Below are 18,511 nucleotides of genomic sequence, written 5' to 3' on the forward strand. Positions count from 1 at the left end.
CCATCGCGTTCGCGTAGCGTGCCGGACGAGGCCTCCGGCGCGTCGCGCGTTTCCCGATCGATTCCGCGTCCAGCACACAACATGACAACACAGCCGAACCGCGTTTCTTCCCTTTCATTCGTTTCCGCCGCCAGTGTGCGCGAGCTTGCCGATGCCGTGCGTATGGCCGAACGCCGCGCTGTCGACCTGGCCGACGACGCACTTGCGCGTCTCGCGGCGATTGCGCCGCTCAATGCGATGGCGCACGTCGATGAAGAACTCGCGCGCCGCACGGCCGAGCATGTCGATGCGCGCGTCGCTCGAGGCGACATGCTGCCTCTTGCCGGCGTGCCGTTCGTGATCAAGGACAACCTCGATACCGCCGGGATGCCGACGCTCGGCGCGAGCCCGGCGGTGAGCGGCTATCGGGCGGCGGCGGACGCGCTGACCGTGCGACGCCTGCTCGACGCCGGCGCGGTGCCGCTGGGCAAGGCGAACATGCACGAGCTTGCGTTCGGCATCACCAGCGGCAACCGGCACTTCGGCGCGGTCGGCAATCCGCAGGATCCGCGGCGTATCGCTGGCGGGTCGAGCGGCGGGACGGCGGCGGCCGTGGCGGCCGGCATCCCGTTCGGTCTCGGTACCGACACGGGCGGCTCGGTGCGGATTCCGGCCGCATTCTGCGGTGTCTACGGATTGCGGCCGTCCGCGCAGCGCTATTCGGCGCACGGCGTGCTGTCGCTGTCGCCCACGCGCGACACGGTAGGGCCGATCGGCCATGGCATCGACGATCTGTTGCTGCTCGATGCGGTGCTGACGCGCGACGACAGCGCCGTGACCGCACCGGAATGGCCGCAGTTCCGCGTCGGCGTGCCCGGGGCACCGTACTTCGACGCGCTCGATCCCGGTGTCGCGATCTGCATCGAGCGTGCGCTGGCGTCGTTCGCGGCGGCCGGCGCGACGCTCGTGCCGTTGCCGGCGATGCCGCTGCACGACGCCAGCGAAGCATGCGGCTTTCCGATCGCGGGATACGAGGCAAACCGGTACTGGCGCCGCTTCGCGACGGAGCGGCTCGGCATTGCGTTCGACACGTTCGTCGAGCGGATCGCGAGCGACGACGTCCGCGCGATCTTCCGGTCCTTCGTGTCCGCGCCGGTCGATGCGCAGGCCTATGCGGACGCGATCGCATGCCGTCAGCGTCTCGTGCGCTGGTACGACGACGCGTTCGGCACGCCGGTCGATTGCATCGCGTTGCCCACGGTGCCGGGCGAGCCGCCATCGCTCGACGACACGGCCGCGATGAGCGCCGAGCAGGATGCGGCGCTGTTCGCGCGCATCGTGCGCCAGACTTCGCCGGCGACGCTCGCGGGCGTGCCATCCGTCTCGATCCCGGCCGGGCGCTCCGCGCGCACGGCGCTGCCGGTCGGGCTGATGCTGGAAGGGCCGTGGGGCGCCGATCGCCGCCTGCTCGCGATCGCCCGGCGGATCGACGCGCTGCTGCGGGACGAGGCGGCGCGCGCCTGAGTTGATGCGCGCGTGCCGCGTTCAGGCCAGATATGCCTTCATGAAGTCGACCCATGCACGTACTTTCTGCGGTACGTGCGGGGTCGACGGGTACAGCGCATAGACCGCCTGCGGCGGAAACCGGTAGCCGGGGAGCGCATCGATCAGCGCGCCGCTCGCGAGATCGTCGCGCACGACCCATTCGGGCAGCAGTGCGACACCGCTGCCTTGCCGCGCGAGCACGCGCAGGACCGACGCGTTGTCGACCACGACGCGCGGCTTGGCGCCGGGCCGGAACGCGTGCGGGTTGCCGTCGCGATCGGCGAGCTGCCACGAGGCGATGCGCTCGAGCCGCGTATGGCCGAGTTGCGGCAACCGGGCGAGCGTGTCCGGCGACTCGATGTGCGACAGGCCGGCAGCGGCGAGCAATGACGGCGCGATGACGGGCCGCACTTCATACGTCGCGAGGCACGCGCCGCGGTACGGCAGATCCTGGAATTGTTCGAGGCGACCGAGCCGGATCGCGACGTCGACGCGCTCGCGCACCAGGTCGACCTGCGACGCATGCGTTTCGAGCCGCACGCGCAGCGCGGGATGCTGCTGCATGAACGTGTGAAGCGCCGGGGCGACGACCATCGTCCCGTACTCCACGGTCGACGTCACGCGCAGCACGCCGTGCATTCCACCATGTTCGCCGCGCGCGTCGTCGATCGCGCTTTCGGCTTCCTCCAGCACGCGCAGGCAGCGCGCATGGAAGCGCTCGCCCGCGTCGGTCAGCTCGACCCGCCGCGTGGTGCGCGTGAGCAGCGCGACGCCGAGCTCGGCTTCCAGCTGCTTGATGTTGAAGCTCACCGCGGCCCGGGCCTGGTTCAGCTGGGCTGCGGCGGCCGTAAACGACCCAGCTTCCACGACGGCGCGGAAGACGGCGAAACGATCGAGACTCACCATGACGTGTCGGATGCGAGGCGGAAAACCGACATGGTGCCCTGATTGTCAAAATTTTTCGACCAGTCTTGCCGTCCGGCCGGGCTTATCGACGTGCGCGGCGAACCTTACACTGCGGCGTTTCGTTCGTCTTCCGCCGCCATGACCGATCGCTCGAAAATCGCCGCCGTTTACCTGCTCGGATTCGCGATCGACCTCGCCAACATGTTCGTCATCAACGCCGCCTACCCGACGATCCAGCGCGAGCTGCACGCGTCGGTCGCCCAGCTCGCGTGGATCGGCAACACGTACGTGCTCGGGCTGACGGTCGTGATCCCGCTTGGCACGTGGGTCGCGCGGCGCCTCGGCGAGCGCCGGCTGCTGATCGCGTCGCTGCTGCTGTTCGCGCTCGGCAGCGTCGGCGTCGGCCTGTCGGCGTCGATCGGTGCACTGCTGGCATGGCGGCTGATCCAGGGGCTCGGCGGCGGATTGCTGATCCCGGTCGGGCAGACGATGGCCTATCGCGCGTATCCGCCCGATGCGCGGGCGCACCTGACGTCGATCGTGATGATGGTCGCGCTGCTCGTGCCGGCGCTGTCGCCGGCGCTTGGCGGCGTGGTCGTCGATCGCGTGTCGTGGCGGGCGATCTTCTTCGGGATGCTGCCGCTCGCCGTGGTCACGAGCATGCTTGCGTTCGCGTGGCTGCCGGCCGACGAACCGGATGGCAGCCCGCCGGCGCTCGACGTTCGCGGCCTCGGGCTGAGCGCCGTGGCGCTCGTCGCGCTGCTGCTCGGCCTGACGTTCGCGGGACAGCCGGGCGCGGGCCGCGACGCATTCGTTCCGCTCACGATCGCGCTCGTCGCCGGCGCTGCGTATGTCGTGCATGCGCGCCGGGCTGCCGCGCCGCTGCTCGACTTGCGCCTGGTCGCCCAGCCGCTGCTGCGGATCGGGCTGATCGTCTATCTGTGCGTGCCGGGCGTGTTCACGGGCGTGAACCTCGTCGCCGCACTGTACCTGCAGAATGCGCTCGGGCTCAGCGCGACGCATACGGGCGCGCTGATGGTGCCGTGGGCGATCGCGTCGTTCGCCGCGATCGCGACGACGCGCCGCTGTTTCCCGAAGTGGGGGCCGAAACCGCTGTTCATGTGCGGGATCGCGATCGACGCGATCGGGATCGTGATGCTTGCAACTCCGCTTGCCGGTTTCGAGGCCGGGCGCGTGCTCGCATTCGTCGCGATGGGGCTCGGCGCCAGCATGTGCACGAGCACGTCGCAAAGCGCGGCGTTTGTCGATGTCCCGGCCGCGCGAATGGGCGATGCGAGCGCGCTGTGGAACATCAACCGACAACTGAGCTTCTGCCTCGGCGTCGCGGTGCTGGGCAGTGCGTTGAACTTCCTGCTGTCGATGTCCGGCGACGACGGGCGGCTGCCGTACCAGCAATGTTTCGGCCTCGGTGCGCTGGCGACGCTGCTGCCGCTGCCGTTCGTCATGCGCCTCGCTGCGCATCGCGCGCCCGCCGGGCGTGCCGCCTCTCAACGTTCATGAGTTTCGAGATGAATTCGTCAAACCCGTTTTTCCAGGAAGTGGTCGACGCACACGTCGACATCGAGCAATGGTTGTCCGGCAGCGCGTCGCGCGACGCGCTCGCGCCGCTGCTCGCTCGCTTTTCGCGGGACTTCTCGATGATCTCGCTGCATGGGCATGCGCTCGACTACGCGGATATCGACATCCTGTTTTCGCGCGGCTTCGGTGCACGGCCCGGCCTGCGGATCGCGATCGACGAACTGCATGAGGTGAGCGCGTGGCCGGGCGGATCGACGATCGCCTATCGCGAAACGCAGACGGACGCGGCGGGGCGGCGAACCGTGCGCCGTTCGACCGTCGTGTTCGAGCGCGACACGGATGGCCGCATCGGCTGGCTGCGCTTGCACGAGACACCGGTGACGGGCTGACCGTCCCGCGCACCGCTTGCCGACCGCCGCACGGCGGCAGGCTCATGCTCCTCCGAGTGGCATACCAAGCAGAAACCTGAGAGATGACAACAAAAGAAATCGATATCGTGCGTCACGAGGACGCGCGGCCGCATCGCGTCCGTAGTCGGGGGCGCGCATGACGGCGCCATCGTTCACCGATGCCGTGGCTTCGCTCGTGCGCGATACGGAGGTTCATAAGGATCTCTATCTGTCGCCGCGCATCTTCGAGCTGGAGATGCGCCATCTGTTCTGGAACACGTGGGTCTACGTCGGCCATGTCAGCCAGATTCCGGCAACGGGTGACTACGTGACGACGACGATCGGCGCCGAGCCGGTCGTGATGGTGCGCCACGGCGACGGTTCGGTGCGGGTGCTGCACAACCGCTGTTCGCACAAGGGCACGCAGTTGGTATCGGATGCCTCCGGCAACACGGGTACGTTCTTCCGCTGCCCGTATCACGCGTGGTCATACCGAACCGACGGCAGTCTCTACGCGATTCCGCTGCGGCGCGGCTACGCAGACACGGGCTTCGAATCGTGCGAAGCGAGCAAGGGAATGCAGGCGGTCGGCGCGACCCATGAGCATCGCGGTTTCGTGTTCTGTCGCCTGAGTCGGTCCGGTGTCGATTTCGATGCGTACTTCGGCGATGCGCTGTCGTCGCTCGACAATCTCGTCGATCGCTCGCCGGAAGGTCGAGTCGAGGTCGCGGGCGGCGTGTTCCGCTATGTGCACGGATGCAACTGGAAGATGCTGGTCGAGAACCAGACCGACACCTGCCATCCGATGGTCGCGCACGAGTCGTCGGCCGGCACGGCCGTACGCGTGTGGGAGCGTGACGGCACGCAGCAGGCGAAGCCGATGGCGGTCGAGCTGCTGGAGCCGTTCATCCAGCCGCACGCGTTCTTCGAGCAGATGGGATTGCGTGTGTGGCCCAACGGACATGGTCACACCGGCACCGTGGATTCGATTCACGCGCGCTACACACCGATCCCCGGCTATCACGAGAAGATGATCGCGGCCTACGGCGAAGCGCGTGCCGGGCGGATTCTCGGCGAAGTGCGCCACAACACGGTGCTGTTTCCGAATGCGATGGTGAAAGGGCCGATCCAGATCCTGCGCGTGTTCAAGCCGCTGGCGGTGGACCGCACGCTGGTGGAGTCGTGGTCGTTCCGTCTCGTCGGCGCGCCCGATTCGCTGTTCGAGCGCACGCTGGCCTACAACCGACTGATCAATGCGCCGACGTCGATCGTTGCGCACGACGATCTCGAAATGTACGAACGCGCACAGCGCGGCCTCGCCACGCAGGCGCGCGACTGGGTGCATGTCGGGCGGCTGTTCGAGCCGCAGGAGTTCGCGCAGCCCACGTCGGAGACGAACGGCACCAGCGAACGGCAGATCCGGAACCAGTTCCGGGCGTGGCTGCAGTACATCGCGCCCGTATCGATACAGGAGGCCGCAGATGCGCGTATTTCCGCACGATGAGCTCGCCGCGTTCGTTTATCGCGAGGCACGCCTGCTCGACGAGCGGCGCTATGACGAATGGCTCGCGCTGTACGCGGACGATGCCCGCTACTGGATGCCGCTGTCGCCGGATCAGCCCGATACCGCGCTGCACGGCGCGCTGATGGACGAGGACCGGCTGCTGCTGCGCATCCGGATCGAGCGGCTGGCGGGGCGCCGGACGTTCTCGCAGCAGCCGGCGAGTCGCGGCCACCATCTGCTCCAGCAGCCGCACGTCGATCAAATCGACCCCGGACGCGGCGCTTACGTGCTGCGCACGCCGTTTCACTACGTCGAAACGCGACGCGACGAACAGACGCTGTTCGCCGGCTGGTACACCCATGAACTCGCGGTATGCGACGACGCGTTGCGCATCCGCGTGAAGCGTGTCGATCTCGTCAATGCCGATGCGCCGCTGGGCAGCATCCACCTGCCTGTCTGAATGCATGCGGCGAGCATGTCCATTTTCGTTCCCGACCACATGAACGCTCCTGAATTCCTGCCGCATACGTTGCCGTACATCGATACGCTGTACGACTACGGCGCCTTCTTGTCCCGCACCGGCGGACATCTCGGCACGCTGCCGGCGCAGTGCGCGCGCGACGCACGGATCGCGATCGTCGGCGCGGGCGTCAGCGGCCTCGTCGCCGCCTGCGAACTGCTGCGCGCGGGTGCACGGCAGGTTGTCGTGTTCGAGGCGAACCGCGCGCGCGTGGGCGGCCGCCTGCTGTCCCAGTCGATCAATCCGGACCATCCGCACCTGCTCGCCGAAATGGGCGCGATGCGTTTCCCGCCATCACAGGCCGCGCTCTACCACTATCTCGAGCGGTTCGCCGTCGACAGTGCGTCCGTGTTTCCCGATCCGGGTGTCGTCGACACCGAGATCCACTACCAGGGCCATGCGTATCGCTGGCCCGCTGGCGATGCACCTCCCGCGCTGTTCGATCGCGTCGATCGCGGCTGGCGCGCGTTCATTCGCGAAGGCGTGCGGCTCGACGACGGCACGCAGTTGCCCGCCCCGGCCGAACTGACGGCGCTGTTGCGCGCGCATCGCTACGACGACGCGCGGCACGGCTGGCAGCAGTACATCGACCGGTTCGGCGACGAGTCCTTCTACTCGGCGATCGTCAAGATCTTCACGGGCGCGACGCCGCCTGGCGGCGCGCGCTGGCGCAAGGGCGAAGACCTGCGCCTGTTCGGCACGCTCGGCATCGGCTCGGGAGGCTTCCAGCCAGTCTATCGCGCATCGTTCCTCGAGATCCTGCGGATCGTGGTCAACGAGCTCGAAGTCGATCAGCGGCTGATCCCGGCTGGCATCTTCACGCTAGCTCAGGGGCTGCTCGACGATGGCAGGGGCGATGCTCGGGTGCGCGACTGCATCGTCCATGCCGCCGTGCGGCACGTGGCGAAGCAGCCGGACGGCACCTTCGTGCTCACGCTCGACGACGGAGCGACGCACGTATTCGACCGCGTGATCGTCGCGACCACGACGCGCGCGATGCAGGTCGGCATGGGCATCACCGGCATCGCGAACCTGTTCGAACCGAACGTCGTTCGCGCGATCAACGAGACACACATGGTCAGCTCGTCGAAGCTGTTCGTGCTGACCCGCGACAAGTTCTGGCTCAGGCACGGGCTGCCGCACAACATTCAGACGGACACGCTGGCGCGCGGCATCTACTGTCTCGATTACGCACCGGACGACCCCGACGCACACGGCGTCGTGCTGATCAGCTACACGTGGGAAGACGATTCGCACAAGATTCTGTCGCTCACCGACAAGGTAGAGCGGTTCAAGCGTCTCGTGGCCGAGATCGGCGTCGTCTCGCCGGCGTTCGCCGCGCATCTGCGGCCGCTCGACGACGATTACGCACGCAACGTCACGAGCCACGACTGGTTGTCGGACCGCTATGCGCTCGGGGCATTCAAGTTGAACTATCCGGGCGAGGACATCCATTCGCAGGCGCTGTTCTACCAGTTCCAGACGGCCGCCGACCCGTCGTCGGACCGCGGCATCTACCTGGCCGGCTGCTGCTGTTCGTTCACGGGCGGCTGGATCGAGGGAGCGGTGCAGACCGCGATCAACGCGGCGAGCGCGGTGATCCGAAGTCTCGGCGGGACGCTCGCCGACGGCAATCCGCTCGACGCGATGCGCAGCCGCTATCGCTACGGCGACTGACGCGGCGGCCTGCGTTACTTGTCCAGCTCCGGGTAGTGCCGGAAGATCCCCATGTCGTTGAACGGGATGCGGCGCGGCGACTCCAGATAGCGCGCGACGGGCGGATGCCGTGCAACGCGATCGTGCAGGCCGACGAGTCCCGCGACCTTGCGCTCCGCGCGCTTCATCGCCTTCGGGAACGCATAACGCAGCCCTTCGATCAGCTGGAACATCGACAGGTCCGCATAGCTGAGCGCGCCGCCGGCGATGTAACCGCCTTTGTGCGGATTCTGCTCGAGCACGCGATCGAAGTAGCCGAGAAACTTCGGCAGACGGTGTGCGAGGAAATCGGCCGCGCGCTCGGCGGCCTCCGCTTTCTGATCCTCGTAGTACAGCCCGCTGCCGATCGGATGATGCGTATCGTGGATCTCGGTGACGAAATCGGCGACGGTCAGCTGGAGTTGATGAACCCACAGCCGCCCGGCTTCGTCGTCGGGCGCGAGCCCGAGCCGTGAGCCGAGAAACAGCAGGATGTTCGCGGTCTGTCCGACGATCACGTCGCCGGCCTTCAGGAACGGCGGCGCGAACGGCACGCACTCGGTGTTCGTGCTGTCCATCAGTCGCATCATTGTCGACACGCCCATGCCGCGCCCCGATTCGCGCGCGACGTCGACATAGTCGGCGCCGGCCGCCTCGAGCGCGAGCCGCACATATTCGCCGCGGCCCTGGATCTCGGGCCAGTAATAAAGTTCGTATCGCATGCCGTGCTCCTGTCCGGTCGATGCGCCGGGCCATGCGCGCATCGTGATGGCGGGGAGGGCGGTCGCGCCGCCCGTTGCGAATAGACAGTCTAGGAGATCGTGCGGGAAGCGCGGCGATTGCCGCGTGTCACGCGCTGCGCTCTTCGCGTTCGCCGCCTTCGGGGCCGTAGAAGAACACCCAGGTCGAGAAGTCGTCGGAGAAGCCGACGAAACGGTGCGATGCGAATGCAGGAACGAATACCACGTCGCCCGTCGCGACGCCGCATTCGCGTCCGTCGACGACGAAGCGGGCCGTGCCGGTGGCGATCACGTAGACCTCGTCGCGCGTATGCGGCGTCTGCAGGTCCTCGCCGCGCGGCCGGTACAGCTCGACGTCGAGCGAGCCGTGGCGAAACAGCGTCGTGAACAGCGTGCCTTCTGCGTCGAGGCGGGCGAGCGATTCGTTGATGCCGAGCTTCATCGTCGTGGGCTCCGGGGCCGGGCCGTGAAGGGGGGGCGTGCAGCCGCACGCCGTTTTCATCGTATGCCGGAATCCGCCACGACGCGAACATCGCGAGCAAGGCGAGCCAAGTCGTCCGATGCTGCCGTTTGGCTGGTAATGCCGATACAGGTATTGGCACTACTAGCCAAACCACTGTTTTTAATGGGTTTTTTAGCTTCCGGCCTGCGCCGTGGCGCATTCTGCGTGGCATAATCGACCGCATCCGCAAGGCTTGTAGTCACAACGACCCCGCATACCCATGGCACAGACTCTCTACGACAAACTGTGGAATACCCACGTCGTCCACACCGAGGACGACGGCACGGCATTGCTCTACATCGACCGTCAGCTGCTGCACGAAGTCACGAGCCCGCAGGCGTTCGAAGGGCTGAACGTCGCGCACCGCCCGGTGTGGCGCGTCAGCGCGAACCTGGCCGTGTCGGACCACAACGTCCCGACCACGGATCGCAGCCACGGCATCGCCGATCCGGTCTCGAAGCTCCAGGTCGACACGCTCGACGCGAACTGCGACGCGTTCGGCATCACGCAGTTCAAGATGAACGACGTGCGCCAGGGCATCGTGCACATCATCGGGCCGGAGCAGGGCGCGACGCTGCCCGGCATGACGATCGTCTGCGGCGATTCGCACACGTCGACGCACGGCGCGTTCGGCGCGCTGGCGCACGGCATCGGCACGTCGGAAGTCGAGCACGTGCTCGCGACGCAGACCTTGCTGCAGAAAAAGAGCAAGAACATGCTCGTGAAGGTGGAGGGCGCGCTGCCGCGCGGCTGTACCGCGAAGGACATCGTGCTCGCGATCATCGGCAAGATCGGCACGGCCGGCGGCACGGGTTACGCGATCGAATTCGGCGGCTCGACGATTCGCGCGCTGACGATGGAAGGCCGGATGACCGTCTGCAACATGGCGATCGAAGCCGGTGCGCGCGCGGGCATGGTCGCCGTCGACGACACGACGATCGATTACCTGAAGGGCCGTCCGTTCGTGCCGACCGGCGCTGAATGGGACCAGGCCGTCGAATACTGGCGCGAATTCAAGTCCGATGAAGGTGCGCAGTTCGACCGCGTCGTCGAGCTGAACGCGGCCGAGATCGTCCCGCAGGTCACGTGGGGCACGTCGCCGGAAATGGTCACGTCGATCGACGGTCGCGTGCCCGATCCGGAGCGCGAGAAGGATCCGGTCAAGCGCGACGCGATGGAACGCGCGCTGGCCTACATGGCGCTCGAGCCGAACACGCCGATCGAGTCGATCAAGGTCGACAAGATCTTCATCGGTTCGTGCACGAACGCGCGCATCGAGGACATCCGCGCGGCCGCGTATGTCGTGAAGAAGCTGAATCGCCGCATCGCATCGAACGTGCGCCTCGCGATGGTCGTGCCGGGCTCGGGCCTCGTGAAGGCGCAGGCCGAGCGCGAAGGCCTCGACAAGGTGTTCACCGATGCAGGCTTCGAATGGCGCGAGCCCGGCTGCTCGATGTGCCTCGCGATGAACGCCGACCGGCTCGATCCGGGCGAGCGCTGCGCGTCGACGTCGAATCGCAACTTCGAAGGCCGGCAGGGCGCGGGCGGCCGCACGCATCTGGTGAGCCCCGCGATGGCGGCGGCGGCGGCGATCGAAGGCCATTTCGTCGACATTCGCAAGCTGGGGTAACGCGTGACGGCATCGAAGCTCATCGCGCGGCTGGTTGCCGCGCTGGCGCTCGCGGGGCTGGGTTTCGGCCTTGCGGGCTGCAATACCGTCCGAGGCTTCGGCCAGGATGTCAATGCCGCCGGCAACGCACTGCAGCGCGCCGCGGAGTGACATCCGCCGAGAATTTGTCGATGTGCGCCGGCTGAATGCCGGCCCTTCAACCGGATAGACGGATCATGGAAAAATTCAATGTGCATACCGGCGTCGTGGCGCCGCTCGATCGCGAGAACGTCGACACCGACGCGATCATCCCGAAGCAGTTCCTGAAGTCGATCAAGCGCACGGGCTTCGGCCCGAACGCGTTCGACGAATGGCGTTACCTCGACCACGGCGAGCCGGGCCAGGACAACTCGAAGCGCCCGCTGAACCCGGATTTCGTGTTGAACCAGCCGCGCTACCAGGGCGCATCGGTGCTGCTCGCACGCAAGAACTTCGGCTGCGGCAGCTCGCGCGAGCACGCGCCGTGGGCGCTGCAGCAGTACGGCTTCCGCGCGATCATCGCGCCGAGCTTCGCCGACATCTTCTTCAACAACTGCTACAAGAACGGACTGTTGCCGATCGTGCTGACCGAGCAGCAGGTCGATCACCTGTTCAACGACACGTATGCGTTCAACGGCTATCAGCTGACGATCGATCTCGACGCGCAGGTCGTGCGTACGGCCGACGGCCGCGAGTATGCGTTCGACATCACGGCGTTCCGCAAGTACTGCCTGCTGAACGGTTTCGACGACATCGGCCTCACGCTGCGTCACGCGGACAAGATCCGCCAGTTCGAGGCCGAGCGGCTTGCGAAGCAGCCGTGGCTCAATAACAAGCTGGTCGGCTGAGATTGCCTCCGGGCGGGCGCGCATGACGTGCGCTCGCCAGCCTGCCACCCACACCTATCCAGTCAGGAATAACGCATGAAGATTGCAGTGCTGCCCGGCGACGGCATCGGTCCGGAAATCGTCAACGAAGCGGTCAAGGTGCTGAACGCCCTCGACGAGAAGTTCGAACTCGAACAGGCGCCGGTCGGGGGCGCGGGCTACGAGGCGAGCGGTCATCCGCTGCCGGACGCGACCCTGAAACTCGCGAAGGAAGCCGACGCGATCCTGTTCGGCTCGGTCGGCGACTGGAAGTACGACTCGCTCGAGCGCGCGCTGCGCCCCGAGCAGGCAATCCTCGGGCTGCGCAAGCATCTCGAGCTGTTCGCGAACTTCCGCCCGGCGATCTGCTATCCGCAACTGGTCGACGCGTCGCCGCTGAAGCCGGAGCTGGTCGCGGGCCTCGATATCCTGATCGTGCGCGAACTGAACGGCGACATCTACTTCGGCCAGCCGCGCGGCGTGCGCGCGGCTCCCGACGGCCCGTTCGCCGGCGAGCGCGAAGGCTTCGACACGATGCGCTATTCGGAACCGGAAGTGCGCCGCATTGCGCACGTCGCGTTCCAGGCCGCGCGCAAGCGCGCGAAGAAGCTGCTGTCGGTAGATAAGTCGAACGTGCTCGAAACGTCGCAATTCTGGCGCGACATCATGATCGACGTGTCGAAGGAATACGCGGACGTCGAGCTGTCGCACATGTACGTCGACAACGCGGCGATGCAGCTCGCGAAGGCGCCGAAGCAGTTCGACGTGATCGTGACCGGCAACATGTTCGGCGACATCCTGTCGGATGAGGCGTCGATGCTGACGGGCTCGATCGGCATGCTGCCATCGGCGTCGCTCGACAAGAACAACAAGGGCCTGTACGAGCCGTCACACGGTTCGGCGCCGGACATCGCTGGCAAGGGCATCGCGAACCCGCTGGCGACGATCCTGTCGGCCGCGATGCTGCTGCGCTACTCGCTGAATCGCGCGGAGCAGGCCGATCGCATCGAGCGCGCCGTGAAAACGGTGCTCGAACAAGGCTATCGCACCGGCGACATCGCGACGCCGGGTTGCAAGCAGGTCGGCACGGCGGCGATGGGCGACGCGGTGGTCGCCGCGCTGTAACGCGCACGGCAAGCAATCCGCGGTGAATTGTAGAAAGGGCGCGAACGGGCCGCGAAATCGGCCGGTTCGCGCGTGGTTGGCCGTTGTGCGGCCAACCAGCTTTGTGTAGACTCGAACGATGGCGCTGATTTCCCTGATCTCCCCGGTCCTGAAACTCCACGGCAACACTGCCCGTGCGGGTACGCGCGCCATCGTCATCACGAAAACCATTACCACGAAAACGATCATTAAACGCTGATCGTCCGTCGTGCCCGCCTGTTTCCCCGCGCGGTCACGCCGGGGGCGGAAATGGCGGGGAAGCTCCATTCAAAGGGTTAGTCATGAACGTAGGTCTCGTAGGTTGGCGCGGCATGGTCGGCAGCGTGCTGATGCAGCGCATGCAGGAAGAAGGTGATTTCGACCTGATCGAACCGGTGTTTTTCAGCACCAGCAACACGGGCGGCAAGGCACCGTCGTTCGCGAAAAACGAGACTACGCTCAAGGACGCGACCAACGTCGACGAGCTGAAGAAGTGCGACGTGATCATCACGTGCCAGGGCGGCGATTACACGAACGACGTGTTCCCGAAGCTGCGCGCGGCCGGCTGGAACGGCTACTGGATCGACGCGGCCTCGTCGCTGCGGATGCAGGACGACGCGGTCATCATCCTCGATCCGGTCAACCTCGACGTGATCAAGGACGCACTCGTCAAGGGCACGAAGAACTTCGTCGGCGGCAACTGCACGGTCAGCCTGATGCTGATGGCGCTCGGCGGCCTGTTCCGCGAGAACCTCGTCGACTGGATGACGGCGATGACCTATCAGGCCGCATCGGGCGCGGGCGCGCAGAACATGCGTGAACTGCTGTCGCAGATGGGCGCGCTGCACGGTTCGGTGCAGGAACAGCTCGCCGATCCGGCGTCCGCGATTCTCGACATCGATCGCCGCGTGCTCGCGACGATGAACAGCGATGCAATGCCGACGAGCCAGTTCGGCGTGCCGCTCGCGGGTTCGCTGATTCCGTGGATCGACAAGGATCTCGGCAACGGGATGTCGAAGGAAGAGTGGAAGGGCGGCGCGGAAACCAACAAGATCCTCGGCAAGCCGGCCATGGGCGAGCCCGGGTCGATCCCGGTCGACGGGCTGTGCGTGCGGATCGGCGCGATGCGCTGCCACTCGCAGGCGCTGACGATCAAGCTGAAGAAGGACGTCCCGCTGGACGAAATCAACGGCATCCTCGCGTCGGCCAACGACTGGGTGAAGGTCGTGCCGAACGAGCGTGAAGCGTCGATGCGCGACCTGTCGCCGGCGAAGATCACCGGCACGCTGACGGTGCCGGTCGGTCGCTTGCGCAAGCTCGCGATGGGCGGCGAATATCTGTCGGCGTTCACGGTCGGCGACCAGCTGCTGTGGGGCGCTGCCGAGCCGCTGCGTCGCATGCTGCGCATCCTGCTCGACAAGTAAGGATCGACCTGCACCGCGCGTGCGTTGTCGGCGCGCGATGCGAAACGCCTGCCAGCCCCTCGTGGGGCGGCAGGCGTTTTTTTCGTCGGTTGGCGCTGCGGCATGCGGGCAGAACCCGAGCCGCTTGCGAGAGAGGCGCGACGCGAACCGTACGGACGTGAATTCATTTCGGCGGCGATGCAGCCGACACGGTTTTCATCGATTGATGATTCTCTTTTGATAAAACTGCCGTGCGCGATTGATGGCGAGGATCAGCGCGGCAATCGCGCCAGCCATGCGCCCACGGCTCGGCGCGGGTAGCGGTCGCGACGATGTGCGGGCGTGTGCGGCCGCATCCACCGGCGACGAATTCGGCCGGAACCCGATCGCGTGAAGTAAACTACGAGGCTACGACGCGCAGAGTCGCCGAAAGCGTCGCGTTCTGCGCGACGCTTTTGCATTTCTGCGGCGACTTTATTGATGCTTCCCTACGCGAATCCGAGCCGCGCCCGCGCGCGGCGATAGAGCCTACGATGTCCCGAATTTCCTTGTTTCCGCGTCAGTCCCGTCTGTCGCGCGCCGTGCGCGGCGCGCTGGCGATCCTGGCACTCGGCGCGGCCGCGTCGGCCTGGGCGGCCGGCACCGTCGAACTGCCGGCTTCCGCAGCAGGCGGCCCCGCGCCGCTCACCGTGACGGTCCAGCCGGGCCAGTCGCTGAACGATCTCGCGAAGGCGGCCACGCAGTCGCACGATCCCGGCGTGCTTGCGCGCGCTGGACGCGCGCTGTTCGACGCCAACCCGCAGGCATTCATGAAGCGCGACCCGAGCCGCCTGAAAGTCGGCGCGACGCTGACGGTGCCGGCGCTCGACGCGACGGGCGCGGCGCTCGCGGCGGCCGGTGCTTCAGGTGCATCAGGTGCATCGGCCGCGTCCCCGGTGGCTCCCGCGTCGAGTACGGTCGCGGCTGCGCAGCATGGTGCGTCCGCGCCGCATTCGGCGTCGGCCGTGCAAGCGGCGCCGGCCGCATCGGCAGCGCATGCGGCACCGGTCAGCGGCGCGAGCGGCGCGGCGGCAGTCGCTGCAGGGACGTCGGCTTTGACCGGCGCGTCCGCTGCGCATGGTGCGTCGACGGTCGAACCGGTTCAGCCGGCCGTGCCTGCGGCCGGTGCAAGCGGGCCGCACGTGTGGAGCGGTGCGATTCAGTCCGCGGCCCCGTCGTCCGCGAGCGAAGCCGCGATTCCGCCCGCGCAGGGTAGCCAAGGCCAAGGCGTGCACGAGCCGTTCGCGGCGGCACCCGTCGCGGGTGCATCGCAGCCGCGGCCGTCGAGCCTGCAACAACTGCTCGCGCTGAAGAACCGCGTGCTGATGGAGCTGCAGAAACACGGGATCGGCAAGCCGGCCGCGACGAACAACGTTGCGCCGGCGCCTGCTGCCCCGCGTTCCGCCACGAATGAAAACGCATCTGCTGCCGCGTCGTCGCCTGCCGCGAGCGAGGCGGCGTCCGGCGCAGCCGCCAATGCGGCGCAGCCGGCATCGGCGCCGGTGCAGCCGGCCGTGCCCGCGACGGTGGCGCCGGCCGCGCGTGGTTCCGAACAGATCGACTGGCGCCCGGCCGCAGCGGCCGGCGCGGCCGTGGTCGTTCTCGCGGCCGGCTTCGCGTGGCGCAAGCGCCGGAAAGCGCGACCTGCCGAGCCGGTCACCCCGGAAACCGACGGCACGGCGGGTGCTGATGCCGGCGCATCGTCGTCGCCTGTCGAAGCTGTGCCGCCGATTCTTCCCGAAACGCCGGTCGCACGTGACGCAGCTGCCGATGCGAATCTCGTTTCGGCCGCCGCGGTAGCGGCAGAGGTGACCGAAACGCGCGATCTCGACGTGCATTCGTCGTCGGAAGCGGGGACGACGCAAGACGATCAAACGGAAGCGCCGGCCGCGCCGGCCGCGTTGGCGCGCGTCGCAGAGTCGGTTCCGCATGACGCGAAGCCCGTTGCGGAGACAACGCCCGGTAAGCCGATCGAAGCACCCGCCGCGCCGGCGACGAACGATGCCCAGCACGCGGCGCTGATGCAGAACGCGATCAGCGCGCTGAACAGCCTCGACATGCCGCTCCCGCCGCGTACGGCGGAAGAGCCGGCCGCTCGGGACGCGCAAGTCGAAAGCGACCAAATCGCAACTAACGGTCAATCCATCTCGCCCCCGCACGTTGATGCGAGCGACTCGGCTGCTGAACATCCGGCCGACCAGGACGACGAGTTCGACTGGGATCCGGATGCGGCAACGCCGGCGTCTCACGCGGGTAGCACGTTCGCGCCGTCGTCGCTCCCACCGCTCGGCGGCGCGCAGTTCGGCGCGTTGAAACTGGACTTCGATCTCGACCTGCCATCCGCGCCGGGTGCCGTGCTGCCTGCGCTGACGCCGGAAGAGCTCGCCCGCATCGCCCGCAACAAGCTGGATCTCGCATCGGAGTACGTCGAGCTGGGCGACCTGTCCGGTGCGCGCACGTTGCTGCAGGAAGTCGTCGATGCGAACGACGCTGCGACGCGCGACGACGCGCGTGCGCTGCTTGCGAAACTGGCGGAAGAGGCGTGATGCGGATCGCGCTGGGGATTCAGTACGACGGCGCCGCGTTCTGCGGCTGGCAGGCGCAGCCGCACGGCAAGACCGTGCAGGATGCGCTCGAGCGCGCGCTCGGCGAATTCGCATGCGTGCCGCTGCATACGACAGTCGCGGGGCGTACCGATACAGGCGTGCATGGGCTCGGGCAGGTCGTGCACTTCGACACGGACCTCGACCGCGCGGATTTCTCGTGGGTGCGCGGCACCAACGCATTCCTGCCGCCGACCGTGTCGGTACAGTGGGCAAAGCCGATGCCGGACACGTTCCACGCGCGCTTTTCGGCGTTCGAACGCACCTACTACTACGCGCTGTACGTGCATCCCGTGCGTTCGCCGATGCTGGCGGGCCGGGCGGGCTGGATCCACACGCCGCTCGACGACGATGCGATGCGCGGCGCCGCCGCGCACCTGATTGGCGAGCACGACTTCTCGTCGTTCCGGTCGTCGGAATGCCAGTCGAAGACGCCGGTCAAACACCTGTACCAGATCGACGTGCGGCGTGCAGGGCACTTCATTCATTTCCGCTTTCGCGCGAATGCGTTCCTGCATCACATGGTCCGCAACCTGATGGGCTGCCTCGTCGCGGTCGGGCGCGGCCGCTACCCGGCGGACTGGCTGGCCGACGTGCTGGCCGGGCGCGACCGCAATCTCGCCGCGCCGACGTTCATGGCCGACGGGCTGTACCTCGCCCATGTCGGCTACCCGGCGGAATTCGCCGTCCCGCCCGCGCAGCTCGGCAGCGTGCCGTGGAGCAGCGTCTGGGCTGACCTGGACCCACAACCATGACGGATCACGCCGTGTCTCCTTCGATTTCCGCCGCGGCTGCCCTCGCGCCGCGCACGCGCATCAAGCTGTGCGGCCTGTCGCGCCCCGAGGACGTGCTGCATGCCGCCGCAATCGGCGCCGACGCGATCGGCCTCGTGTTCTACCCCAAGAGCCCGCGCGCGGTCTCGATCGCGCAGGCTGCCGAGCTGGCGCGGCTCGCGCCGCCGTTCATGTCGGTGGTCGGCCTGTTCGTGAACGCAACCGAAGCCGAGATCGAGGCGATCGTGCGCGACGTGCCGCTCACGGTGCTGCAGTTCCACGGCGACGAGACGCCCGAGCAGTGCGACGCCCTCGGCCGCGCGGCACGCCTGCCGTGGTTGCGCGCGGTGCGCGTCGGCCCCTCGACGCAGCCGGCCGATTTGGTAGAATCGGCTCTTCATTATTCGAAAGCGCGCGGCCTCCTGTTCGACACTCTGGTGCCGGACTACGGCGGTAGCGGCAAGGTCTTCGATTGGTCACTTATTCCCGCAGAGCTCGCGCATCGGGCCGTTTTGAGTGGTGGCTTGAACGCGCAAAACGTCGGTGATGCGATCCGCCAGTTGCGCCCATTTGCTGTCGATGTCTCGAGTGGCATCGAAGTGGAGGGCGCGAAGGGCGTGAAGGATCACGCCCGGATGGCGGCGTTCGTACGCGCGGTGCGCGAAGCGGACGCCGGGTGATTCAAGCCGGTGCGGCCCCGACAGCGGGGCGCGCCGA

At 67.2% G+C, this 18,511-nt stretch carries 18 protein-coding genes; 15 read left to right on the plus strand and 3 right to left on the minus strand.

Going from position 1 to position 18,511, the window contains the following annotated elements; translation table 11 throughout:
• Nucleotides 1–81: 81 nt before the first annotated feature.
• A complete protein-coding gene (iaaH, locus tag WI26_RS18480; protein WP_081334299.1) occupies nucleotides 82–1,503 on the plus strand; it encodes an indoleacetamide hydrolase in 1,422 nt (473 codons plus the stop codon).
• Between the two features lie 21 nt (nucleotides 1,504–1,524).
• On the opposite strand, the gene WI26_RS18485 is transcribed toward iaaH, so the two are convergent.
• A complete protein-coding gene (locus WI26_RS18485; protein WP_069226758.1) occupies nucleotides 1,525–2,430 on the minus strand; it encodes a LysR family transcriptional regulator in 906 nt (301 codons plus the stop codon).
• A 138-nt stretch (nucleotides 2,431–2,568) separates the two neighbouring features.
• Here WI26_RS18485 and WI26_RS18490 point away from each other — a divergent pair, with 138 nt between their 5' ends.
• From WI26_RS18490 to WI26_RS18510, 5 genes are all read left to right on the plus strand, one after another.
• Nucleotides 2,569–3,951 carry an MFS transporter gene (locus WI26_RS18490; RefSeq protein WP_069226759.1) on the plus strand — a complete coding sequence of 461 codons (1,383 nt, stop codon included), beginning with the start codon at nucleotides 2,569–2,571 and terminating at the stop codon, nucleotides 3,949–3,951.
• An 8-nt stretch (nucleotides 3,952–3,959) separates the two neighbouring features.
• Nucleotides 3,960–4,358, plus strand: a complete 399-nt coding sequence (locus tag WI26_RS18495) for a DUF4440 domain-containing protein (RefSeq protein WP_069227777.1) — start codon at nucleotides 3,960–3,962, stop codon at nucleotides 4,356–4,358.
• Between the two features lie 157 nt (nucleotides 4,359–4,515).
• Complete coding sequence (locus WI26_RS18500) at nucleotides 4,516–5,862, plus strand: aromatic ring-hydroxylating dioxygenase subunit alpha (RefSeq protein WP_069226760.1); 1,347 nt, start codon at nucleotides 4,516–4,518, stop codon at nucleotides 5,860–5,862.
• Entirely contained in the window at nucleotides 5,840–6,322 is a 483-nt protein-coding gene (locus WI26_RS18505; RefSeq protein WP_069226761.1) for an aromatic-ring-hydroxylating dioxygenase subunit beta, read from the plus strand. The genes WI26_RS18500 and WI26_RS18505 overlap by 23 nt, the downstream gene beginning before the upstream one ends.
• 15 nt (nucleotides 6,323–6,337) lie before the next feature.
• Complete coding sequence (locus WI26_RS18510; RefSeq protein ID WP_236849352.1) at nucleotides 6,338–8,059, plus strand: flavin monoamine oxidase family protein; 1,722 nt, start codon at nucleotides 6,338–6,340, stop codon at nucleotides 8,057–8,059.
• Between the two features lie 14 nt (nucleotides 8,060–8,073).
• On the opposite strand, the gene WI26_RS18515 is transcribed toward WI26_RS18510, so the two are convergent.
• Nucleotides 8,074–8,799 (minus strand): glutathione S-transferase, encoded by a 726-nt coding sequence (locus tag WI26_RS18515; RefSeq protein ID WP_069227779.1) that lies wholly within the window; start codon nucleotides 8,797–8,799, stop codon nucleotides 8,074–8,076.
• A 127-nt stretch (nucleotides 8,800–8,926) separates the two neighbouring features.
• A complete protein-coding gene (locus tag WI26_RS18520) occupies nucleotides 8,927–9,259 on the minus strand; it encodes a cupin domain-containing protein (RefSeq protein WP_069226762.1) in 333 nt (110 codons plus the stop codon).
• Between the two features lie 280 nt (nucleotides 9,260–9,539).
• On the opposite strand from WI26_RS18520, the gene leuC reads away from it, so the two are divergent.
• From leuC to WI26_RS18565, 9 genes are all read left to right on the plus strand, one after another.
• Entirely contained in the window at nucleotides 9,540–10,949 is a 1,410-nt protein-coding gene (gene leuC, locus WI26_RS18525; protein ID WP_059466422.1) for a 3-isopropylmalate dehydratase large subunit, read from the plus strand.
• Between the two features lie 3 nt (nucleotides 10,950–10,952).
• Nucleotides 10,953–11,099, plus strand: a complete 147-nt coding sequence (locus tag WI26_RS18530) for an entericidin A/B family lipoprotein (RefSeq protein WP_059450800.1) — start codon at nucleotides 10,953–10,955, stop codon at nucleotides 11,097–11,099.
• A 65-nt stretch (nucleotides 11,100–11,164) separates the two neighbouring features.
• Complete coding sequence (leuD, locus tag WI26_RS18535) at nucleotides 11,165–11,815, plus strand: 3-isopropylmalate dehydratase small subunit (protein ID WP_059466421.1); 651 nt, start codon at nucleotides 11,165–11,167, stop codon at nucleotides 11,813–11,815.
• A gap of 75 nt (nucleotides 11,816–11,890) precedes the next feature.
• On the plus strand, nucleotides 11,891–12,958 hold the full coding sequence (leuB, locus tag WI26_RS18540) for a 3-isopropylmalate dehydrogenase (protein ID WP_059466420.1): 1,068 nt from the start codon (nucleotides 11,891–11,893) through the stop codon (nucleotides 12,956–12,958).
• A gap of 118 nt (nucleotides 12,959–13,076) precedes the next feature.
• Nucleotides 13,077–13,196, plus strand: a complete 120-nt coding sequence (locus WI26_RS33060; protein ID WP_039319027.1) for a hypothetical protein — start codon at nucleotides 13,077–13,079, stop codon at nucleotides 13,194–13,196.
• A gap of 82 nt (nucleotides 13,197–13,278) precedes the next feature.
• Nucleotides 13,279–14,400 carry an aspartate-semialdehyde dehydrogenase gene (gene asd / locus WI26_RS18550; RefSeq protein ID WP_059466419.1) on the plus strand — a complete coding sequence of 374 codons (1,122 nt, stop codon included), beginning with the start codon at nucleotides 13,279–13,281 and terminating at the stop codon, nucleotides 14,398–14,400.
• 512 nt (nucleotides 14,401–14,912) lie between these two features.
• Nucleotides 14,913–16,964, plus strand: a complete 2,052-nt coding sequence (locus WI26_RS18555) for a FimV/HubP family polar landmark protein (protein WP_069226763.1) — start codon at nucleotides 14,913–14,915, stop codon at nucleotides 16,962–16,964.
• A complete protein-coding gene (gene truA, locus WI26_RS18560) occupies nucleotides 16,964–17,776 on the plus strand; it encodes a tRNA pseudouridine(38-40) synthase TruA (RefSeq protein WP_069226764.1) in 813 nt (270 codons plus the stop codon). Before WI26_RS18555 ends, truA begins: the two co-directional genes overlap by 1 nt.
• Nucleotides 17,773–18,474: a phosphoribosylanthranilate isomerase gene (locus WI26_RS18565; RefSeq protein WP_069226765.1), complete on the plus strand. Its 702-nt coding sequence runs from the start codon at nucleotides 17,773–17,775 to the stop codon at nucleotides 18,472–18,474. The genes truA and WI26_RS18565 overlap by 4 nt, the downstream gene beginning before the upstream one ends.
• Nucleotides 18,475–18,511 lie beyond the last annotated feature (37 nt).

The sequence above is a fragment of the Burkholderia diffusa genome (assembly GCF_001718315.1).
GTDB lineage: Bacteria > Pseudomonadota > Gammaproteobacteria > Burkholderiales > Burkholderiaceae > Burkholderia > Burkholderia diffusa_B.

Excerpts from the sequence above, each read along its gene's own strand:
- WI26_RS18505 (WP_069226761.1), top strand. The coding sequence starts at position 5,840 with ATGCGCGTATTTCCGCACGATGAGCTCGCCGCGTTCGTTTATCGCGAG.
- truA (WP_069226764.1), top strand. The coding sequence starts at position 16,964 with ATGCGGATCGCGCTGGGGATTCAGTACGACGGCGCCGCGTTCTGCGGC.
- WI26_RS18490 (WP_069226759.1), top strand. The coding sequence starts at position 2,569 with ATGACCGATCGCTCGAAAATCGCCGCCGTTTACCTGCTCGGATTCGCG.
- leuB (WP_059466420.1), top strand. The coding sequence starts at position 11,891 with ATGAAGATTGCAGTGCTGCCCGGCGACGGCATCGGTCCGGAAATCGTC.
- leuD (WP_059466421.1), top strand. The coding sequence starts at position 11,165 with ATGGAAAAATTCAATGTGCATACCGGCGTCGTGGCGCCGCTCGATCGC.
- WI26_RS18515 (WP_069227779.1), bottom strand. The coding sequence starts at position 8,799 with ATGCGATACGAACTTTATTACTGGCCCGAGATCCAGGGCCGCGGCGAA.
- leuC (WP_059466422.1), top strand. The coding sequence starts at position 9,540 with ATGGCACAGACTCTCTACGACAAACTGTGGAATACCCACGTCGTCCAC.
- WI26_RS18520 (WP_069226762.1), bottom strand. The coding sequence starts at position 9,259 with ATGAAGCTCGGCATCAACGAATCGCTCGCCCGCCTCGACGCAGAAGGC.
- WI26_RS33060 (WP_039319027.1), top strand. The coding sequence starts at position 13,077 with ATGGCGCTGATTTCCCTGATCTCCCCGGTCCTGAAACTCCACGGCAAC.
- WI26_RS18495 (WP_069227777.1), top strand. The coding sequence starts at position 3,960 with ATGAATTCGTCAAACCCGTTTTTCCAGGAAGTGGTCGACGCACACGTC.
- WI26_RS18565 (WP_069226765.1), top strand. The coding sequence starts at position 17,773 with ATGACGGATCACGCCGTGTCTCCTTCGATTTCCGCCGCGGCTGCCCTC.
- WI26_RS18555 (WP_069226763.1), top strand. The coding sequence starts at position 14,913 with ATGTCCCGAATTTCCTTGTTTCCGCGTCAGTCCCGTCTGTCGCGCGCC.
- WI26_RS18500 (WP_069226760.1), top strand. The coding sequence starts at position 4,516 with ATGACGGCGCCATCGTTCACCGATGCCGTGGCTTCGCTCGTGCGCGAT.
- WI26_RS18485 (WP_069226758.1), bottom strand. The coding sequence starts at position 2,430 with ATGGTGAGTCTCGATCGTTTCGCCGTCTTCCGCGCCGTCGTGGAAGCT.
- WI26_RS18510 (WP_236849352.1), top strand. The coding sequence starts at position 6,338 with ATGTCCATTTTCGTTCCCGACCACATGAACGCTCCTGAATTCCTGCCG.
- asd (WP_059466419.1), top strand. The coding sequence starts at position 13,279 with ATGAACGTAGGTCTCGTAGGTTGGCGCGGCATGGTCGGCAGCGTGCTG.
- iaaH (WP_081334299.1), top strand. The coding sequence starts at position 82 with ATGACAACACAGCCGAACCGCGTTTCTTCCCTTTCATTCGTTTCCGCC.